The sequence below is a fragment of the Stenotrophomonas sp. YJH_SMC_119 genome (assembly GCF_059368315.1).
The window spans coordinates 55,301-75,096 of the sequence record NZ_JCAFRP010000016.1; the positions used below are offsets into that span (position 1 = coordinate 55,301).

Consider the following 19,796-nt stretch of genomic DNA (forward strand, 5'->3'; position numbering starts at 1 on the left):
GGCGACCGGCAAGGGGCCGCTGGAACCGACGCAGTGACCAATGGCGGGGGTGGTGGGACCAATGGAGCCGCTACCCTTGGTCCCTTGAGGCAGGCTGGAGCACCGCAACGACATGGATGCAGCAATGACCCAGGGCCGACCATCGCGCTGGCGTACTTCAACCCGCCTGCTGGTATGGGCGGCGATCCTGTCGGCCTCGGCAGTGACCAATGCGCTGGTGGAAGTGATGGACGCCAGTCGCCGCGGCGCCGATCTCGGGCTGTGGGAGCCGATGATCTGGGAGTTCAGCAGCCTCGGTCTGATCCTGTTGACCCTGCCGTTGCTGTGGTAGGGCTGCGAGCGCTGGCCGCTGCATGCTGATACCTGGAGGCGGCGGTTGCCACTGTATCTGCTGGCCAGCGTCGGCTGGTCGCTGCTGCACGTGGTGGGGATGATGCTGCTGCGGCATCTGGCCTACGCGTCGCTGGGCTACCGCTACCAGGACGATGCCGGCTGGCTGGAGCGCTTTGCCTACGAATACCTGAAGGATGTGCGCACGTTCGCGATGTTCGTGGCCCTTGAGCACTTTGCCAGCTGGTTCGGCAGGCGCAGGCAGGGCGAAGCGAGCCTGCTGGCCGAGCCCGACGTCGGCCCGCCGGTGGAGCCGGTCGAGCGCCCCCAGCACTTCCTGGTGCGCAAGCTGGGCAAGGAATTCCTGGTCGCCACCGCAGATGTGGAGTACGCGCAGTCGGCGGGCAACTACGTGAACCTGCGGGTGCGCGGCCACGACTACCCGCTGCGGATCACTATGGCGGTGCTGGAGCAGCGGCTGGACCCGGGCGAGTTCCTGCGCCCGCATCGCAGCTGGCTGATCAATCGCGGCCAGTTGCGCTCGATCGAGCCGCTGGACGGAGGCGAGGCCCTGCTGCACATGGCCGATGGAGCCAAAGTGCCCTGCAGCCGGCGCCAGCTGCCGGTCCTGCGGCAGGCGCTGGGCGGCGCGGGCGCGGGTAGAGTCGACTGTTGGTCGACTATCGCGCGCAGCGCGGGCTCCACCGCAACCTGAATGAAAAGCAGTCGACTACAGTCGACTCGGCGGGTCTACCAGTGGTTGGCTCCCAGCGGCAGGCCTGGTCCCTCATTCCGGGCGCCCCCGGCCTGCGGTATCATTGGCAGTCATCTTTTGAATGCATAACCGCCGACATGATCGAACTGAATCCTGTCCGCCAGCGCATCACCGATCTGACCGATCGCGTGCTGTCGCTTCGGGGGTATCTTTGACTACGACGCCAAGAAAGAGCGTCTTGAAGAAGTAACGCGGGAGCTGGAAAGCCCCGACGTCTGGAACAACGCTGAGTACGCCCAGAACCTGGGCCGCGAACGTTCCAGCCTGGAAAAGACCGTGGGCGGCATCGCCTCGGTGCTGGATGGCCTGAACGACGCCACCGAACTGCTCGAGCTGGCCGAGTCCGAGCAGGACGAGGACACCGCACTGGCGGTGGTCGCCGACCTGGACAAGCACCAGGCGCACGTGGAAAAGCTGGAGTTCCAGCGCATGTTCTCCGGCGAGATGGACAATGCCGCTGCGTTCGTCGACATCCAGGCCGGTGCCGGTGGCACCGAAGCCCAGGACTGGGCCGAGATCCTGCTGCGCATGTACCTGCGCTGGTGTGAATCGCGCGGCTGGAAGACCGAGCTGATGGAAGTCTCCGGTGGTGACGTCGCCGGCATCAAGTCGGCCACGCTGCGCGTGGAAGGCGACTACGCCTATGGCTGGCTGAAGACCGAGACCGGCGTGCACCGCCTGGTGCGCAAGTCGCCGTTCGACTCGGACAACCGCCGCCACACCAGCTTCACCTCGGTGTTCGTGTCGCCGGAAATCGATGACAACATCGACATCACCATCAATCCGGCCGACCTGCGTACCGACGTGTACCGTTCGTCGGGTGCCGGTGGCCAGCACGTCAACAAGACCGAGTCGGCGGTGCGCATCACCCACATCCCGACCAACATCGTCGTGGCCTGCCAGACCGGCCGCAGCCAGCACCAGAACCGCGACAACGCGATGAAGATGCTGGCCGCCAAGCTGTACGAGCTGGAGATCCAGAAGCGCAACGCCGAAAAGGACGCCGTGGAAGCGACCAAGTCCGACATCGGCTGGGGCAGCCAGATCCGCAATTACGTGCTCGACCAGAGCCGTATCAAGGACCTGCGCACCGGCATCGAGCGTTCGGATACGCAGAAGGTGCTGGACGGCGACCTGGACGAGTTCGTCGAGGCCAGCCTGAAGGCCGGCCTGGCCGTGGGCTCCAAGCGCGTCGATGCCTGATCGGCGCGCCTGCGCGGATGTCGTCACCCTCGTGCGCAACGCCGAGGGTGGCTGATCACGCTTCCGGTAGAGCCGAGCCCATGCTCGGCTGCTGTTGGCGCAGTAGCAGATGCGTCGAGCATGGCTCGACGCTACAACGGGTACGGCGGTAGCGATGATGCGCAGCGAAAGTGAACGCAAGGAACTCGGCGGCTTTCTCAAGGCCTGCCGCGCCCGTGTCGACCCCGCCACGCTCGGCCTGCCGGCCGGGCGGCGGCGCACCCCAGGCCTGAAGCGCGAGGAAGTCGCGCTGGCGATCGGGGTGAGCGTCAGCTGGTACACCTGGATCGAGCAGGGCCGTGAAGTGCGCGCCTCGCCCGAGGTGCTGGAGCGCCTGGCGCAGGTGCTGCGCATGAGCGACGACGAACGCGCCTACGCGTTCGCGCTGTCCGGCTACGGCGTGCCGCTGGAATCACCGGACGAGAGTGTGACCGACGGCCTGCGCCAGCTGGTGGAGGCGATGCAGCCGATCCCGGCGTACGTGCGCAACACCCGCTTCGACATCCTGGCCTGGAACCCGGCCATCGCCGATCTGTTCGTGGACTACAGCCAGCTGGCGCCGCACGAGCGCAATACGCTGCGGCTGATGTTCCTGTACCCGCCGTACCGCACGCTGATCCTCAACTGGGAAGAAATGACCCGCGGCCTGCTGGCAGGCTTCCGCGCGGCGATGGCGCAGGCGCCGGACAAGGCTCCGTTCCTGGCGCTGGTCGAGGACATCTCGGCGCACAGCGAGGAGTTCCGCCAGTGGTGGCCGGAGCACGATGTGCGTCGGTTCGATGAAGGTGCGAAGAAGTTGAACCATCCCACGCGCGGGTTGCTGGACCTGCAGTACGTGGCGCTGGTGCCGGAGAGCCGGCATGACCTTTCCCTGGTGACCTACCTGCCGCGGAAGTAGGGGGGTGTTCGGCAGGGCTGCGCCCTGCACCCGCAGAGGCCGAAGCGACAGCAACGGCAACAGCAACAGCGGACTATCCGAGGGATGGCGGGGTGGTGTGGGTTGACAGGACACGCCGTAAACCCGTCCATGGGGGCTCGATGGCGCCATCCATGGCGCCAACGGTCCTGCCAACCCACACCACCCCACCTCAGACAGATTTCGCGCGGTTGTTGGCAACTGCGGCTTTGTTCCGCGCGGCTGTTGGTAGGTGTCGACCTTGGTCGACACGATTTTTCTCTCAGATATCGAATGAGTCATCCACGCATGGCGTGGATCTACTGTGTCGACCAAGGTCGACACCCACCAACAGCAACGCACAGCGCCGTCCCGACAGATCGCAGAACTCTGTCGAAGGCGGGGTGGGTCCGGTTGAGGGGGCGTGAGCCGCATGGATGCGGCGACCGAGCTTACATGGATGTACTTGCAGCGTCCCCCGCAACCGGACCCACCCCGCCAACCCACGGAATGCCAGCTTCTGCCGTTGCCTTGGCTTGAAGCCTCTGCGGGTGCAGGGCGCAGCCCTGCCGATAACCCCATTCAGGCAGGTAAGTGCAGGTCACAGGATAAGCAGACGCCTTGTTGCCTCCGCCATTCGGGTCCACATTCCTGTGCAGGAGACGGGCCACCGCCCGTTGTCGAGACAACAGGAGCCCTGCATGTCCGCTGCCCCCACCACCGCCATTTCCCGCGATCCGGCCACCGGCCAGCAGATCGCCAGCCATCCCTTCGCCACCGACGCCGAGCTGGAAACAATCCTGGACCGCGGCCAGGTCGGCTTTGCGGCCTGGAGCGTCAAGAGCCTCGAACAGCGCGCAGACGTACTGCGTGCGATGGCCGCGGTGCTACGCCGTGACCGTGAAAAGCTGGCCGCGCTGGCTACCGCCGAAATGGGCAAGGTCCAGGCAGAAGCGCTGGCCGAAATCGAGAAGTGTGCTGTGCTGTGCGACTGGTACGCCGACAACGGTGCGCAGTTCCTGCGCGACGAACCGACCCAGGTGCCCGACGACAAGGCTTACGTGTCCTACCTGCCGCTGGGCGTGGTGCTGGGCATCATGCCGTGGAACTTCCCGTACTGGCAGGTGATGCGCGCGGCGGTGCCGATCCTGATGGGCGGCAACGGCTTCCTGCTGAAGCCGGCCGAGAACATCGTCGGTACCGCGCAGCTGCTCGACGCCGCCTGGCGCGATGCCGGCTTGCCGGAGGGCACCTTCATCGCGGCCAACATCAGCCGCGAGGGCACCAGCCGCGCGATCGCCGATGACCGCATCGCCGCGGTGACCCTGACCGGCAGTGTGGCCGCCGGTCGCAGCATTGCTGCCCAGGCCGGGCAGGCGCTGAAGAAGGTGGTGCTGGAACTGGGCGGTTCCGATCCGTTCATCGTCCTGGCCGATGCCGATCTTGATGCGGCCGTCGATGCGGCGGTGGCCTCGCGCTTCCAGAACACCGGGCAGGTCTGCATCGCCGGCAAGCGCATCATCGTCGAAGACGCGGTCTACGATCGTTTCGTGGCGCAGTTCTGCCAGAAGGTGCAGGCACTGACCATTGGCGACGGCCGCGACCCGGCGAACCGCATCGGCCCGATGGCGCGCCAGGATCTGCTGGAGCAGCTCGACGCGCAGGTACGTGCTTCGGTCGACGCCGGTGCGCAGCTGCTGGTCGGCGGTCACCAGCTGGATCGTCCGGGTGCGTTCTATGCACCCACCGTGCTGGCCGGGGTTGAGCCGGGCATGCAGGCCTTCGACACCGAAACGTTCGGGCCGGTGGCCTCGATCAGCCGCGCCCGCGACGCCGACCATGCGGTGGAACTGGCCAACCAGAGCGAGTTCGGCCTCAGCGGCAACCTGTGGAGTGGCGACCGCGCCCGTGCCATGCAGCTGGCGCGCCGGCTGCAGACCGGCGGTGTATTCGTCAACGGCTTCTCCGCGTCCGATCCGCGCGTGCCGATCGGCGGCGTGAAGAAGAGCGGCTTCGGCCGTGAGCTCTCGCACTTCGGCATCCGCGAATTCGTCAACGCGCAGACGGTGTGGTTCGACAAGCGTTGACGCGCAGCTTCCATCCTCCCTGCAACGATCCACCATCAGTCCAGCGAAAAGGACGGCATTCCAATGTCCAAGGGTTCAGATCTGCTTGTCGCCGCACTTGAGAACGAAGGCGTCGAGCGCATTTTCGGCATTCCCGGCGAAGAAAATCTCGACGTGGTCGAGTCGCTGCGCCATTCCAGCATCGAGCTGGTCATCACCCGCCATGAGCAGGCGGCGGTGTTCATGGCGGCCACCTATGGCCGCCTGACCGGCAAGCCGGGCGTGTGCCTGGCCACGCTCGGCCCCGGCGCGCTGAATTTCACCACCGGCGCCGCGTATGCGCTGCTTGGCGCATGGCCGGTCATCATGATCACCGGGCAGAAGGGCATCGTCGCCAGCAAGCAGGCGCGCTTCCAGATCGTCGACATCGTCAGCACGATGAAGCCGCTGACCAAGCTGGCGCGGCAGATCGTCTCGGCGCGCACCATCCCGACCATCGTGCGCGAGGCGTTCCGTGTCGCCCAGGAAGAGCGTCCGGGCCCGGTGCTGCTGGAGCTGCCCGAAGATATCGCGGCCGATGAGGTCGAGGGCGTGGCGCTGATCCCGCCGCACGCGGTGGATCGTCCCATTGCCAGTCCGGAGGCGCTGGATCGGGCGGCGGAGATCATCCGCAACGCCAAGCGCCCCCTGCTGATGATCGCCTCGGCGGCGTCGCGGCCGCAGTCCAGCGAAGCGCTGTCGGCGTTCGTGTTGCGCGCCGGCATTCCGTTCTTCACCACGCAGATGGGCAAGGGCGCGGTGGCCGGTGGTTCGGGCCTGTACATGGGCACCGCGGCGCTGACCGAGCGCGATTACGTGCACATGGCGATCGACCAGGCGGACGTGATCGTGACCATCGGCCACGAGGTCACCGAGAAGCCGCCGTTCGTGATGCGCCCGGGTGGGCCGACCGTGATCCATATCGGCTACTCGCAGGCGGCCGTGGAGCAGGTGTACTTCCCGCAGGTGGAAGTGATCGGTGACATCGGTCGTTCGCTGACCCAGTTGGCCGATCGTATCGAAGGCGCGGTGCCGAACGCTGACGCGCTGCTGCCGCTGCGCGCGACCATTCTGGAACACCTGGCTGACCGAGCCGAGGAGGCTGGATTCACGCCTCAGCGGCTGGTGCACGACGTGCGCCAGGTGATGCCGCCGGACGGCATCGTGGCGCTGGACAACGGCATGTACAAGATCTGGTTCGCGCGCAATTACCGCACCCAGGTGGCCAATACGCTGCTGCTGGACAATGCGTTGGCGACCATGGGCGCGGGCCTGCCGTCGGCGATCATGGCTTCGATCCTGTACCCGCAGCGGCGGGTGCTGGCGGTGTGCGGCGATGGCGGGTTCATGATGAACAGCCAGGAGCTGGAGACCGCGCGTCGGCTGGGCCTGAACCTGGTGGTGCTGATCCTCAACGACGGCGCCTACGGCATGATCCGCTGGAAGCAGGCGGTAGATGGCTTCACCGACTACGGCATGACCTTCAGCAACCCGGATTTCGTGAAGTACGCGGAAGCCTACGGCTGCAAGGGCCACGAGGTGCCCGCCATCGAGCAGTTCATCCCGACGCTGGAGGCGGCCTTCAACGAGGGCGGGGTGCACCTGGTGTCGGTGCCGGTGGACTATTCGGAGAACCAGCGGGTGCTGGTGGACGAGCTGCGGCAGGCGTTCCCCGGGACCGGTTGACGCCGGGACGAGCGCCAACCAAGGTTGGCGACTACCGGGGCATCGGTTCCCCGGAATCCGGTAGGTGTCGACCTTGGTCGACACACGGACCGCCAACCAAGGTTGGCGGCCATCTGGGCGGGCCCGGCCCAAGGCCGGGGCAGGGCGGTTTTGGTATGCTGGGCAACCGGCTGTGCCGGGTGCAACATCCCCCCTCACTACACGATTCCCGCAGATCCATGAGCGAAGCTACCGATACCCCCCCCGTTGACGAAAACAAGTTGATCGCCGAGCGCCGCGAGAAACTCAAGACGCTGCGTGGGCAGGGCATCGCGTACCCGAACGACTTCCGTCGCGAGGACTTCGCCGGCCGCCTGCAGGAAGAATTCGCCGATGCCGAGACCTGGACCGCCGAGGCGCTGGAAGGCAACGGCCGCCAGGTGAAGATGGCCGGCCGCCTGATGGCCAAGCGCATCATGGGCAAGGCCAGCTTCGCGCAGATCCAGGACGAGTCCGGCCGCATCCAGCTGTTCCTGCAGGGCGCGGTGCTGGGCGATGCCTACACGGCCTTCAAGGGCTGGGACGTGGGCGACATCATCGCCGTCGAAGGCGGCCTGACCCGTACCAAGACCGGCGAACTGTCGGTCAAGGCCGAGTCGATCCGCCTGCTGACCAAGTCGCTGCGCCCGCTGCCGGACAAGTGGCACGGCCTGGCCGACGTCGAGCAGCGCTACCGCCAGCGTTACGTCGATCTGATCGTGACCCCGGAATCGCGCGCAGTGTTCATCAAGCGCTCGAAGATCATCCGCGCCATGCGCGCGTGGCTGGACAACCGCGACTTCCTGGAAGTCGAGACGCCGATGATGCATTACATCCCCGGCGGCGCGGCGGCCAAGCCGTTCACCACCCATCACAACGCGCTGGACCTGGACCTGTACCTGCGCGTGGCGCCGGAGCTGTACCTCAAGCGCCTGACCGTGGGTGGCCTGGAGCGTGTGTACGAGATCAACCGCAACTTCCGCAATGAAGGCGTCAGCACCCGCCACAATCCGGAATTCACCATGATGGAACTGTACGAGGCCTATGCCACGTACAACGAAATCATGGACCTGACCGAGGGTGTGATCCGTGATGTGGCCAAGGCCGTGAACGGTGGCACCGAAGTGGAATGGGACGGCGCGAAGATCGACCTGGGCCCGGCGTTCCGCCGCTGGCGCATGGATGAGGCAGTGCGCCACCACAACCCGGAAATCTCGGCCGCTGATTGCACTGACCGCGATGCGCTGCTGCGCCATTGCGAGCGCTTGAAGATCCGCGTCAAGCCGTCCTACGGCTGGGGCAAGCTGTTGCTGGAGATCTTCGAGGCCACGGTCGAGCACACCCTGATCCAGCCGACCTTCATCACCGACCATCCGGTCGAGGTCTCGCCGCTGGCCCGTGCCAATGACAACGACCCGGGCTACACGGATCGCTTCGAGCTGTTCGTCAACGGCAAGGAGCTGGCCAACGGCTTCTCCGAACTGAACGACCCGGAAGACCAGGCCCAGCGTTTCCAGGCCCAGGTGGCCGCGAAGGAAGGCGGCGACGACGAGGCGATGCATTACGACGCCGACTACATCCGTGCGCTGGAGTACGGCATGGCCCCGACCGGCGGGCTCGGCATCGGCGTTGATCGCCTGGTGATGCTGCTGACCGGCAGCAGCTCGATCCGTGACGTGCTGCTGTTCCCGTACATGCGTCCGGAGCAGTAAGTCGTCTTTTTGACTCCCGTTTGTGCGCGCCGTCGCGAAATGAGACGGCGCGATTGACGCCTCCCGCGCTCGGCGTATCGTTAATGCACTACCTTGACGTCTGTTATGGCTTGATCGGCGCCAGGGGGAGTGCGCATTGTGGAGAGTCCGCTTCACAATGTGATGACGATCATGAACCGGGACGCATGACACGGGAGTCGGGCCGATGCAGGGTGCGAGCGTTCGCAGCAGCAGGGTATCCTCGCCTGCTGATGATCCAGCATGGTCGAGAAACCAGGCGGAGTACGCGTTGAACATCGTCATTGTTGACGACCAGACGTCCGCGCGGACGATGCTGCGTCACGTCATCGAAGACATCGCGCCGGAACTGAGCGTGTATGACTTCGGTGATCCGCTGACCGCATTGGCCTGGTGCGAGGCGCACCCGGTCGACCTGCTGCTGCTCGATTACCGCATGCCGGAGATGGATGGGCTGGAGTTCGCCCGTCGATTCCGTCGCCTGCCCAAGCACCGCGATATCCCGGTGATCCTGATCACCGTGGTCGGCGACGAGCCGATCCGCCAGGCGGCGCTGGAAGCGGGGGTCATCGACTTCCTGGTCAAGCCGATCCGCCCGCGCGAACTGCGCGCGCGCTGCTACAACCTGCTGCAACTGCGCCAGCAGACCGAGAACGTGAAGCAACGTGCGTTGTCGCTGGAGCAGCGCCTGCTGGCCAGCATGCACGAGGTCGAGGAACGCGAACGCGAGACCCTGTCGCGATTGGCCCGGGCGATCGAGTTCCGTGATGCCGGCACCAGTGCCTATCTCGAACGCATGGCGCGCGTTGCGGGGCTGATCGCCGAGCAGCTTGGCCTGCCCGAAGACGACGTGCGCCTGATCGAGATGGCGGCGCCGCTGCATGACATGGGCAAGATCGCCATTCCCGACGCGGTGCTGCTCAAGCAGGGCAAGCTCAATGACGAGGAGCTGGCGATCATGCGCCGGCACCCACGCATCGGCCACGAGCTGCTGAGTGGCAGCCAGAACCGTTTCATCCAGGTGGGCGCGCTCATCGCGCTGCGCCATCACGAGCGCTATGACGGCAGCGGCTATCCCGACGGCCTGGTCGGCGAAGCGATTCCGCTGGAAGCGCGGATCGTTGCTGTCGCCGACGTCTTCGATGCGCTGATCTCGCCCCGTCCGTACAAGGAAGCATGGACCATGGAAGCCACTCTGGCTTATCTGTACGCCCAGCGTGGGCGACTGTTCGATCCGCGCTGCGTGGATGCGCTGATGCGCGGCCACCAGCAGTTGATGGATATCTGCGCCCAGCACTCGACGGCATCGACGCGACCGGGTGGGTGACATGCAGGACCTGTTCGCGCGCGTGAGGCGTCGGCTGGCGCAGCGTCCGGATTCGGAACATGGCCAGGCGATCGTGCGGGTGGTGCTGATCTCGCTGATCCTGGTCTATGTTCTGTTGTCCGGCGCCCGCCTGCACCGGCTGGATCAGTACCAGGGCGCGCTGGCAACGGCGGTGACCGGGCTGGGCCTGTCGCTGCTGTTGTTCGGCTGGCTGCTGTGGAAGCCGCAGCGCTCGGACCCGCGGCGGGTGGCCGGGATGCTGGCCGATTACGGCCTGATTGCGATCGGCATGATCCAGATGGGTGAGCCGCTGGCGTGGGTGTATGCGGTGGTGATGTGGGTCACGGTGGGCAACGGCCTGCGTTTCGGGCCGCGTTACCTGACCGCTGCCATCGTGCTGGCGATGGTCAGTTTCGGCACTACCGTGCTGTTGACTCCCTATTGGCAGGCCAACCTGGGGCTGGCCATTTCCCTGTGGTTGGGGTTGCTGGCAGTACCGTTGTGCTGCTCCTCCCTGCTGCGCCGAAGGATGCGACATCCGACCATGGATACGATTCCCGCCGCTGGATCCGACAAGCGCTCGCTGTTGGCCCGCTTCAAGCAGCGCCTGTCCGGGCGCGAGGACAGCGAGCACGCGCAGAACCTGATCCGCATCATCATCACGGCACTGTTCATCAGCTATCTCGGCTGGCGCTCGCTGAGCGGCGGCGGTGAGGCGCTGACGGCGACGTGGCTGATCCTCGCCTTCGAGCTGACCATTTCCGCCGGCCTGCTGACCGCGATCCTGGTCAATCCGGGCGTGTCGCATGTGCGCCGCGTGATCGGCATGCTGACCGATTACACCTGCATGGCCTGGATCATGACCATCCAGGGCGAGCCGGCCGCACCGCTGTATGCGGTGATGCTGTGGGTGACGATCGGCAACGGCATGCGCTACGGCAGCACCTACCTGCGCGTGGCCACGGCCATGGGCTGCCTGGCCTTCCTGTGCACGGTGATGCTGTCGCCGTACTGGCGCGGCCACGATTATCTGGGCTGGGGCCTGCTGCTGGGCCTGGGCGCGATTCCGCTGTACTTCGATTCGCTGCTGCATGCCTTGACCCGGGCGGTGGCCGAGGCGCGCCAGGCCAACGAAGCCAAGAGCCGCTTCCTGGCCAACATGAGCCATGAGTTCCGCACGCCGTTGAACGGGCTGGCCGGCATGACCGAAGTGCTGGCCACCACCCGCCTGGACGACGAACAGCGCGAGTGCCTGAACACCATCCAGGCCTCGACCCGCAGTCTGCTGGCGCTGGTGGAAGAGGTGCTGGACATCTCCGCGATCGAAGCCGGCAAGGTGCGCGTGGAGTGGCACGAGTTCGCGCTGGCCGACGTGCTGCAGGCGATCAACCTGATCCTGACCCCGCAGACCCGCTCCAAATCGCTGGATTATCGCGTGCAGGTGGACGACAACGTGCCGCCGCGCCTGCTCGGGGATGCCGGGCATCTGCAGCAGATCCTGCTGAACCTGATGGGCAACGCGGTCAAGTTCACCGACAGTGGCTACGTGCATCTGCGCGTGTCCAGCCCCGATGCGCTGGGCAGCGAGCGGATGCGCCTGCGGTTCGAGATCGTCGATACCGGCATCGGCGTGCCGGTGGCGTTGCGCGGACGCCTGTTCAATGCGTTCGAGCAGGGCGATGTCGGCCTGGCCCGTCGCCATGAAGGCACCGGTCTGGGCACCGCCATTGCCAAGGGCCTGGTCGAGTCGATGGGCGGGCAGGTCGGCTATGCGCCGAACAGCCCGCGCGGCAGCGTGTTCTGGGTCGAGATCACGCTGGACGTCGCAGACACCTCATCAGCCCCGGCGGTTCCGTCCGAGGTGGCTGAAGCCGGCAATGTCATCGCGTTTTCCAACCCCTTCCTGCGCCATCGTGCACGGGTGCGGAGCCTGCGGGTTCTGGTCGCCGACGACCACGAGGCCAACCGCATGGTGCTGCAGCGGCTGCTGGAGAAGGCCGGCCACAAGGTCACCTGCGTCAACGGCGGCGCCGAAGTGCTCGATGCGCTGGAGCAGGCCAGTTACGACGCAGCGATCGTCGACCTGCACATGCCCGGCATGAGCGGACTGGATCTGCTCAAGCAGTTGCGGGTGATGCAGGCCAGCGGCATGCCTTACGTTCCGGTCATGGTGCTGAGCGCAGACGTCACCCCCGAGTCCATCCTGCGTTGTGAGCAGGCCGGCGCCCGCGCCTTCCTTGCCAAGCCCGTGGTGGCCACCCGCCTGCTGGAAGTGCTGGCCGATGTCGCCGCCAACACCCGCGCCGAGCCCGGCATCCAGTCGGTGCCTGCATTGCCGGTCGGCGATGGCGTGCTCGATACCGCGGTCCTGGACGAGCTGGCGTCGCTGGGCATGGGCGATGGCTTCGAACGCAAGTTCATCGACCAGTGCCTGGCGGACGTTGACGCGAGCATGGGCCAGCTGCAGGGCTGCGGCGAGCGCCAGGCCTGGGAGGATTTCCGCGAGCACGCCCACGCGCTGCGCGGCGTGGCAAGCAACCTGGGGCTTGTCCAGGTTGCCGCCTCCAGTGGCGAAATCATGCGCATGGCGGACTGGCAGCTGAAGGGTGAATGGAGCTCCCGCCTCGGCAACCTGGCGACCGCTCTGCGCAACGGCAGGAATGCGTTGGCTGCCCGTAGTGCGGGGGCACCGCACCGCGACGACAGCGAGCGCAGCCCGTCCTGACCCGCCAGACGATCAGGCCGGGTCGCCATTGCGCCGGGCCTGCGCCCGTACGAGCCGATCCATGGTGCGCAGGGACTTCTCGCCGAGCTGCATCGCAGTGTCTACCCAGATCTCGGTGATCCGCATCATTTCATGCAGCGGCACCATGGTGGCGATCTCGTTGACCTCACGCATCGCCGCCCAGGCGTGTGGGATGCGTCGGCTTTCCTTGATCACCTGTTCGACTGCGGCAACACCTTCGCCCACCGGCACCACGATGTCGACCAGGCCCATTTCCTTCAGCTGGCTGGCGGTGTAGAGGTTGCCTTCCAGCATGATCTTCTCCGCCAGCCGCGGACTGATCCGCTGGCACAGGAAGGAGTAGGCGCCCATGCCGGGGAACAGGTCGAACAGCACCTCCGGCAGGCCCATCAACACGCCTTCCTCGGCGACGATGGTGTGGCAGCTCAGTGCGGCCTCGAAGCCGCCCCCCAGTGCATTGCCCTGGACCAGGGCGATGCTGTGGGCACGGGTGCCCAGGCCGGCATGGAAGGCATGCACGCCGCGCACGCAGCGCTGGGCATAGTCGAGCAGGCGGGCGCGGTCGCCCTCGCGGATCAGGCGGCAGAACAGTTCGAGATCGCCACCCAGGTTGAACACGTCGCTGTCCGAGGCAAGTACGACATGGGGTGACAGAGCGTGCGAGGCGCTGAGGCGATCGCCCAGTTCGCGCTGGTAGTCGACGATGTCATCGACCAGGCGCGAGGCGAAGCACGGCCGGCCTGGCTGGTTGACCAGATTGGCGTGCATATGGATCCAGTAAACATCCCGCTCGGGTTCTTCGGTGATACGCAGGGTAGGGTGCTGCGAGGGACGGGTAATGATGGGGCGTACTGCAGACATGGGAGTTCTCCGTGTGACCGTCCGGCCAACCGCAGAGCGGACGGAGAGGAGTGAGGGGGCGAGCTGAACATGCGGCGGCGACTGATTCTATGCACCCGTCGTGAACCGCCCGCAAGCGCCGGGCCGGCCATGTTCCGGCAATAAAAAGACCCCGCCGTCTCCGGCGGGGTCCCCTGTACTGTCGTGTTGCCCGGAAACCCTTACTGGGCGGGCGTATCACGCAGCTCGCGACGGAGAATCTTGCCGACGTTGGTCTTCGGCAGCTCCTTTCGGAATTCTACGATTCTGGGGTGCTTGTAACCGGTCAGGTTGGCCCGGGCATGTTCCTTGACCATTTCCGCGGTCAGGTTCGGGTCCTTCTTCACGATCACGACCTTCACGACCTCGCCGGACTTCTCGTCCGGGACACCGACCGCAGCCACTTCCAACACGCCGGGCATCATCGCGATGACGTCCTCGACCTCGTTCGGGTACACGTTGAAGCCGGACACCAGGATCATGTCCTTCTTGCGGTCGACGATGTAGAAGAAGCCCTGTTCGTCCATCTTCGCCATGTCGCCGGTGTGCAGCCAGCCGTCGGCGTCGATGGCGGTGGCGGTTTCCTCCGGGCGCTGCCAGTAGCCCTTCATCACCTGCGGGCCCTTGATGCACAGCTCGCCCACTTCGCCCAGCGCCAGGATGTTGCCGTTGTCGTCCTTGATGCACGCATCGGTGGACGGGATCGGCAGCCCGATGGCGCCGTTGTACTCGGGCAGGGTGAGCGGGTTGATGCAGGCCGCCGGCGAGGTCTCGGTCAGGCCATAGGCTTCGACCAGGGTCACCCCGGTAACCTTCTTCCAGCGTTCGGCCACGGCACGTTGTACCGCCATGCCGCCGCCGAGGGTGAACTTGACCGAAGAAAAGTCGATCTCGTCGAAGCCGGGCGTGTTGAGCAGGCCGTTGAACAGCGTGTTGACGCCGGTGATGGCGGTGAAGCGGGTGCCCTTGAGCTCCTTGACGAAACCCTTCATGTCGCGCGGGTTGGTGATCAGGTGGTTGCAGCCACCGAACTTCATGAAGACCAGGCCGTTCGCGGTCAACGCGAAGATGTGGTACAGCGGCAAGGCAGTGATGATCACTTCCTTGCCCGGCTCGATGCCCGAGGTGGACAGCCACGCCGACGCCTGCTGCATGTTGGCAATCAGGTTGCGGTTGGTCAGCATCGCGCCCTTGGCCACGCCGGTGGTACCGCCGGTGTACTGCAGGAAAGCGATGTCGTCGTGGTCGATCTCGACCTTCGGAAGCGCGTGGCGGCTGCCCAGCTTGAGCGCCTGCCTGAAGCGGACGGCGCCCTTGATGTGGTAGTTGGGCACCATCTTCTTGACGTACTTCAGCACGAAGTTGACGATCGCGCCCTTGGCGCCGAGCAGGTCGCCCAGGCCGGTGGTGACCACGTGCTTGACCGGCGTATCGGCGATGACCTGTTCGACGGTGTCGCCGAAGTTGTCGACCACCACCAGCGCACTGACGCCCGCGTCGACCAGCTGGTGCTTGAGTTCGCGCGCGGTGTACAGCGGGTTGACGTTGACCACGGTCAGTCCGGCGCGCAACACGCCGAAGGTGGCCACCGGGTACTGCAGGCAGTTGGGCATCATCAGGGCGACGCGGTCACCCTTCTTGAGCTTGAGCTCACCCAGCAGGTAGGCGGCGAACTGGGTGACCAGCGCATCGGTCTCACCGTAGGTGAGCACTTTGCCGAAGCTGGAGTAGGCCGGACGGTCGCGGAATTTCGCGACGGAAGCGTCGAAGACCGAAGCTACCGAATGGAACTCGTTGATGTCGATTTCGGCGGGAACGCCTTTCGGATAGCTCTGCAGCCAGGGACGATCCAGACTCATATTCCCCCTCCAGGAATCGTGATGTATTAGGTTCCGGCCCTGAGCGTAGCGACAATGGCCGTTCATTGCAGCATACCCCGCCGTAGGGAAAACGCGAAGAGGCCCCGAAGGGCCTCTTTGCTTGGTCGTGCCGGCCGCTGGCCGGCATCTGCGCTCGATCGGGATTCCGGTGGATGCCGGCCAGCGGCCGGCACGACCGTGTCGCCAAGCGGGGCGCTTGCGTCAGTCCTGCTTGCGCACCGGTGCACCGTTGGCCTTGTAGTACGGCGCGGTGCTGCGGGCCAGCGGGGTGCGGCCGCGGATCACGTCGGCCAGCTTCTCGGCCATCATGATGGTCGGCGCGTTGAGGTTGCCGGTCACCACCTGCGGCATGATCGAGGCATCGACGATGCGCAGGCCTTCCAGCCCGTGCACGCGGCCCTGGCCGTCGACCACCGCCATCGGGTCATCGGCGTGGCCCATCTTGTTCGAGCACGACGGGTGGTAGGCGGTCTCGGCATGTTCGCGGACGAACGCATCGATCTGCGCATCGGTCTGCAGCGCGCTGCCCGGGGAAATCTCGCGGCCGCTGTACGGTGCCAGCGCCGGCTGCGCGAAGATCTCGCGGGTGATGCGGATCGCCGCGCGGAACTCGCGCCAGTCCTGCTCATGCGACATGTAGTTGAAGAGGATGCTCGGATGTTCGCGCGGATCCTTCGAACGCACGTGGATGCGGCCGCGGCTGGGCGAGCGCATCGAACCGACGTGCATCTGGAAGCTGTGCGCCTTGATCGGGTTGGAGCCGTTGTAATTGATCGCTACCGGCAGGAAGTGGTACTGCAGGTTCGGCCAGTCGAATTCGGCGTCGCTGCGGATGAAGCCGCCGGCCTCGAACTGGTTGCTGGCGCCGATGCCGGTGCCCAGGAACAGCCACTCGGCGCCGATGGCCGGCTGGTTGTACAGCTTCAGTGCCGGTGCCAGCGAGACCGGCTTCTTGCACTCGTACTGCAGGTACATCTCCAGGTGGTCCTGCAGGTTGGCGCCGACGCCCGGCAGGTGGTGCACCAGGTCGATGTCCAGGCTGCGCAGCAGGTCGGCCGGGCCGACGCCCGAACGCTGCAGGATCTGCGGCGAGGCGATGGCGCCGCCACACAGCAGTACTTCGCGGCGCGCGGTGGCACGCTGCGGCTGGTCGTTGTGCAGCCACTGCACGCCCACCGCACGCTTGCCCGAGAACAGGATGCGGTCGGTAAGCGCGTGGGTGACGATGGTCAGGTTCGGGCGCGGCTTGGCCAGGTCCAGGTAACCACGGGCGGTGCTGGAGCGACGGCCCTTCGGGGTCACCGTGCGGTCCATCGGGCCGAAGCCTTCCTGCTGGTAGCCGTTGAGGTCGTCGGTGCGCGGGTAGCCGGCCTGCACGCCGGCTTCGACCATCGCAGCGAACAGCTCGTTGTTACCGGCCTTCGGCGTGGTCACGCGCAGCGGGCCGTCGCCACCGTGGTAGTCATTGGGGCCGATGTCGCGGGTTTCCGCCTTGCGGAAGTACGGCAGGCAGTCCAGGTAGGTCCAGTCTTCCAGGCCCGGCATGCTGGCCCAGTTGTCGTAATCCATCGCGTTGCCGCGGATGTAGCACATGCCGTTGATCAGCGACGAGCCGCCCAGCCCCTTGCCGCGGCCGCAGTCCATGCGGCGGTTGTTCATGAAGGGCTCGGGATCGGTCTTGTACGCCCAGTTGTAGCGCTTGCCCTGCAGCGGGAAGGCCAGTGCCGCCGGCATCTGGGTACGGAAGTCGAGCCGGTAGTCCGGGCCACCGGCTTCCAGCAGCAGCACGCTGACATCGGCATCTTCGGTGAGGCGGGTCGCCAGCACGTTGCCGGCCGAACCAGCGCCGATGATGATGTAGTCGTACTCGTTGTGGGTGCTCATGGGTGTCTCCTGCAGGCCGGGGCGCGCTGCATGCAGGCGTCCCGGCGGAATGTCGGATCGGCGCGGTGGCCGGACGAGGGTGCGCGCTCGGGGCGCGCCGGTCAGAACACGCTGGCGTAGTCGCCCAGTTCCACCTGCACCGACTTGATGCGGGTGTAGTGGCCGAGGGTGGAGATGCCGTTCTCGCGGCCGACGCCGGATTCCTTGTAGCCACCGACCGGCATTTCGGCCGGCGACTCGCCCCACGTATTGATCCAGCAGATGCCGGCTTCCAGGCGGTGGATGATGCGGTGGGCGCGGCTGATGTCCTTGCTGACCACGCCGGCGGCCAGACCGAAGGTGGTGTCGTTGGCGCGACGCACCACTTCGTCTTCGTCGTCGTAGGCGAGGATGCTCATGACCGGCCCGAAGATCTCTTCCTTGACGATGGTCATGTCATCGCGGCAGTCGGAGAACACGGTCGGCAGAACGTAGGCGCCATTGGCCAGCGCGCCTTCGGTGGCACGGCCACCGCCGGTCAGCAGGCGGGCGCCTTCGGCCTTGCCGCTTTCGATGTAGCGCAGCACGTTTTCCATGTGCGGGAAGCTGGTCAGCGGGCCGAAGTTGGTTTCGGCGGCCATCGGGTCGCCGATGCGGATGCGCTTGACGCGCTCGACAACGGCGGCCTCGAACGCGGCGAGCATGCTGCGCGGCACGAATACGCGGGTGCCGTTGGTGCAGACCTGGCCGGAGCTGAAGAAGTTGGCCATCACCGCGATGTCGGCGGCGCGGTCCAGGTCGGCGTCATCGCAGATCACCAGCGGCGACTTGCCGCCCAGCTCCATGGTCACTTCCTTCAGCGAGGAGGACGCGGCGCTGGCCATGACCTTCTTGCCGGTGGCGACGCCACCGGTGAAGGAAATCTTCTCGATCACCGGGTGCTCGGTCAGCCACTGGCCGATCTCGCGGCCCGGGCCCTGCACGACGTTGAACACGCCAGCCGGCACGCCGGCTTCGGTGTAGATCTCGGCCAGCCGGATCGCGGTCAGCGGGGTCACTTCCGAAGGCTTGAACACCATCGCGTTGCCGGCGGCCAGGGCCGGGGCCGACTTCCACATGGCGATCTGGATCGGGTAGTTCCAGGCGCCGATGCCGGCGACCACGCCCAGCGGCTCGCGGCGGGTGTAGAAGAAGCTCGATTCGCGCAGCGGCAGCTGGATGCCTTCGATGGCGGTGGCCAGGCCGGCGTAGTACTCGACCACGTCGGCGCCGGTGACGATGTCCACGGTGGTGGTTTCGGCCAGCGCCTTGCCGGTGTCCAGGGTTTCCAGGTGGGCCAGCTCGTCGTTGCGCTCACGCAGGATCTCGACGGCGCGGCGCAGGATGCGCGAGCGTTCCATCGCGGTCATCGCGGCCCACACCTTCTGGCCTTCGGACGCGCTCTGCACGGCACGCTCGACGTCGGCCTGGCTGGCAACCTGCACTTCGGCGATCACCTCACCGGTGGCCGGGTTGACGGTCTTGAAGGTCTTGCCGCTGGTGGCATCGACGCGCTGGCCGTGGATGTAGAGCTGTTGGACGGGCAGGGTGGTCATGGGGCGTACTCCTTGGAAGGGGGCGGGTGCTGGAGCGCTTATAGCGCGACAGCCTGCAACTGGAAGTCGATGTAGCCGTAAGCGATGCGCCGGGACTTCTCGGCGTTGAACTGGCCGCCGACCAGGCTGCCGCGCAGCCACAGGCCATCGATCATCGCGGCCAGCCCGCGAGCGGCCAGGCGGGCCTGCGGGTGGGGCAGCAGGCGGTTGAACTGGTGGCACAGGTTGGAGAACAGGCGCTGGTCGTTGGCGCGCTGCAGCCGGGCCAGTTCCGGCTGGTGCATGCTCGCGGCCCAGAAGGTGAGCCAGACGCGCATCGCGGTGCCGTTGATCTGGCTGTCGTCGAAGTTGCCGTCGACGATGGCGCGCAGCTGCTCGCGCGGGTCGTCGCTGGCGTCGGCGCGGTAGCGGGCGACCGCGTCCTTCAGCTCGCGCAGGATCTGCCGCATTGCGGCATTGAGCAGGCCGTCCTTGTCGCCGAAGTAGTGGGCGACGATGCCGCTGGACAGCCCTGCCTTCTTCGCGATGGTGGCGACGGTCGCATCGGCCATGCCGATCTCGTCGATGGTCTGGAAAGTGGCCCGGATCAGCTGCTCGCGTCGTACCGGTTCCACGCCTTTCTTCGGCATTGTCTCTCCACGGATTGCGACCCGAAGGATCGGGCTGCCCGCCATTATGCTTTTTATTGATTGAACGTTCAATCAATAAACCCTAGGATGCGCTCG

12 protein-coding genes and 1 pseudogene are annotated in these 19,796 nt (G+C 66.0%); 8 read left to right on the forward strand and 5 right to left on the reverse strand.

What is annotated here, in order from left to right; all coding sequences use genetic code 11:
- Positions 1 to 124: 124 nt before the first annotated feature.
- The 8 genes and pseudogenes from AC5P6S_RS18835 to AC5P6S_RS18870 all read left to right on the forward strand — a co-directional run bounded on the left by AC5P6S_RS18835 (position 125) and on the right by AC5P6S_RS18870 (position 12,833).
- Positions 125 to 1,045 (forward strand): annotated as a pseudogene (locus tag AC5P6S_RS18835) (LytTR family DNA-binding domain-containing protein).
- Positions 1,046 to 1,182: 137 nt separating this feature from the next.
- Positions 1,183 to 2,308, forward strand: a protein-coding gene (prfB, locus tag AC5P6S_RS18840) for a peptide chain release factor 2 (RefSeq protein ID WP_014037064.1) whose coding sequence is annotated in 2 segments (ribosomal slippage) — positions 1,183 to 1,257 and positions 1,259 to 2,308 — 1,125 coding nt in all. Because the reading frame shifts where the segments join, the coding sequence is not laid out codon by codon here.
- 154 nt (positions 2,309 to 2,462) lie between these two features.
- Positions 2,463 to 3,245 carry a helix-turn-helix transcriptional regulator gene (locus tag AC5P6S_RS18845; RefSeq protein ID WP_005409491.1) on the forward strand — a complete coding sequence of 261 codons (783 nt, stop codon included), beginning with the start codon at positions 2,463 to 2,465 and terminating at the stop codon, positions 3,243 to 3,245.
- A 698-nt stretch (positions 3,246 to 3,943) separates the two neighbouring features.
- Positions 3,944 to 5,329: an NAD-dependent succinate-semialdehyde dehydrogenase gene (locus AC5P6S_RS18850; RefSeq protein ID WP_005413223.1), complete on the forward strand. Its 1,386-nt coding sequence runs from the start codon at positions 3,944 to 3,946 to the stop codon at positions 5,327 to 5,329.
- A 63-nt stretch (positions 5,330 to 5,392) separates the two neighbouring features.
- Positions 5,393 to 7,033 (forward strand): acetolactate synthase large subunit, encoded by a 1,641-nt coding sequence (locus AC5P6S_RS18855; RefSeq protein ID WP_100443321.1) that lies wholly within the window; start codon positions 5,393 to 5,395, stop codon positions 7,031 to 7,033.
- A gap of 218 nt (positions 7,034 to 7,251) precedes the next feature.
- Complete coding sequence (gene lysS, locus AC5P6S_RS18860) at positions 7,252 to 8,763, forward strand: lysine--tRNA ligase (protein ID WP_005413225.1); 1,512 nt, start codon at positions 7,252 to 7,254, stop codon at positions 8,761 to 8,763.
- A gap of 205 nt (positions 8,764 to 8,968) precedes the next feature.
- Complete coding sequence (rpfG, locus tag AC5P6S_RS18865; protein ID WP_005409495.1) at positions 8,969 to 10,108, forward strand: cyclic di-GMP phosphodiesterase response regulator RpfG; 1,140 nt, start codon at positions 8,969 to 8,971, stop codon at positions 10,106 to 10,108.
- Between the two features lies 1 nt (position 10,109).
- Complete coding sequence (locus tag AC5P6S_RS18870; RefSeq protein WP_087803338.1) at positions 10,110 to 12,833, forward strand: response regulator; 2,724 nt, start codon at positions 10,110 to 10,112, stop codon at positions 12,831 to 12,833.
- Positions 12,834 to 12,845: 12 nt separating this feature from the next.
- On the opposite strand, the gene rpfF is transcribed toward AC5P6S_RS18870, so the two are convergent.
- From rpfF to betI, 5 genes are all read right to left on the reverse strand, one after another.
- Positions 12,846 to 13,715, reverse strand: coding sequence for a diffusible signal factor synthase RpfF (gene rpfF, locus AC5P6S_RS18875; protein ID WP_012480080.1), 870 nt, complete (start codon positions 13,713 to 13,715; stop codon positions 12,846 to 12,848).
- Positions 13,716 to 13,915: 200 nt separating this feature from the next.
- Positions 13,916 to 15,592, reverse strand: coding sequence for a long-chain fatty acid--CoA ligase (locus tag AC5P6S_RS18880; protein WP_076739006.1), 1,677 nt, complete (start codon positions 15,590 to 15,592; stop codon positions 13,916 to 13,918).
- Between the two features lie 222 nt (positions 15,593 to 15,814).
- A complete protein-coding gene (gene betA / locus AC5P6S_RS18885) occupies positions 15,815 to 17,497 on the reverse strand; it encodes a choline dehydrogenase (RefSeq protein WP_005409499.1) in 1,683 nt (560 codons plus the stop codon).
- Between the two features lie 101 nt (positions 17,498 to 17,598).
- The gene (gene betB, locus AC5P6S_RS18890) at positions 17,599 to 19,071 is read right to left on the reverse strand and encodes a betaine-aldehyde dehydrogenase (RefSeq protein ID WP_005409500.1); all 1,473 of its coding nucleotides are present in this window, start codon (positions 19,069 to 19,071) and stop codon (positions 17,599 to 17,601) included.
- A 38-nt stretch (positions 19,072 to 19,109) separates the two neighbouring features.
- A complete protein-coding gene (gene betI / locus AC5P6S_RS18895; RefSeq protein WP_005409501.1) occupies positions 19,110 to 19,700 on the reverse strand; it encodes a transcriptional regulator BetI in 591 nt (196 codons plus the stop codon).
- Positions 19,701 to 19,796 lie beyond the last annotated feature (96 nt).

Coding starts and splice junctions, on each gene's coding strand:
- AC5P6S_RS18845 (WP_005409491.1), top strand. CDS start 2,463: ATGATGCGCAGCGAAAGTGAACGCAAGGAACTCGGCGGCTTTCTCAAG.
- AC5P6S_RS18850 (WP_005413223.1), top strand. CDS start 3,944: ATGTCCGCTGCCCCCACCACCGCCATTTCCCGCGATCCGGCCACCGGC.
- AC5P6S_RS18855 (WP_100443321.1), top strand. CDS start 5,393: ATGTCCAAGGGTTCAGATCTGCTTGTCGCCGCACTTGAGAACGAAGGC.
- lysS (WP_005413225.1), top strand. CDS start 7,252: ATGAGCGAAGCTACCGATACCCCCCCCGTTGACGAAAACAAGTTGATC.
- rpfG (WP_005409495.1), top strand. CDS start 8,969: ATGCAGGGTGCGAGCGTTCGCAGCAGCAGGGTATCCTCGCCTGCTGAT.
- AC5P6S_RS18870 (WP_087803338.1), top strand. CDS start 10,110: ATGCAGGACCTGTTCGCGCGCGTGAGGCGTCGGCTGGCGCAGCGTCCG.
- rpfF (WP_012480080.1), bottom strand. CDS start 13,715: ATGTCTGCAGTACGCCCCATCATTACCCGTCCCTCGCAGCACCCTACC.
- AC5P6S_RS18880 (WP_076739006.1), bottom strand. CDS start 15,592: ATGAGTCTGGATCGTCCCTGGCTGCAGAGCTATCCGAAAGGCGTTCCC.
- betA (WP_005409499.1), bottom strand. CDS start 17,497: ATGAGCACCCACAACGAGTACGACTACATCATCATCGGCGCTGGTTCG.
- betB (WP_005409500.1), bottom strand. CDS start 19,071: ATGACCACCCTGCCCGTCCAACAGCTCTACATCCACGGCCAGCGCGTC.
- betI (WP_005409501.1), bottom strand. CDS start 19,700: ATGCCGAAGAAAGGCGTGGAACCGGTACGACGCGAGCAGCTGATCCGG.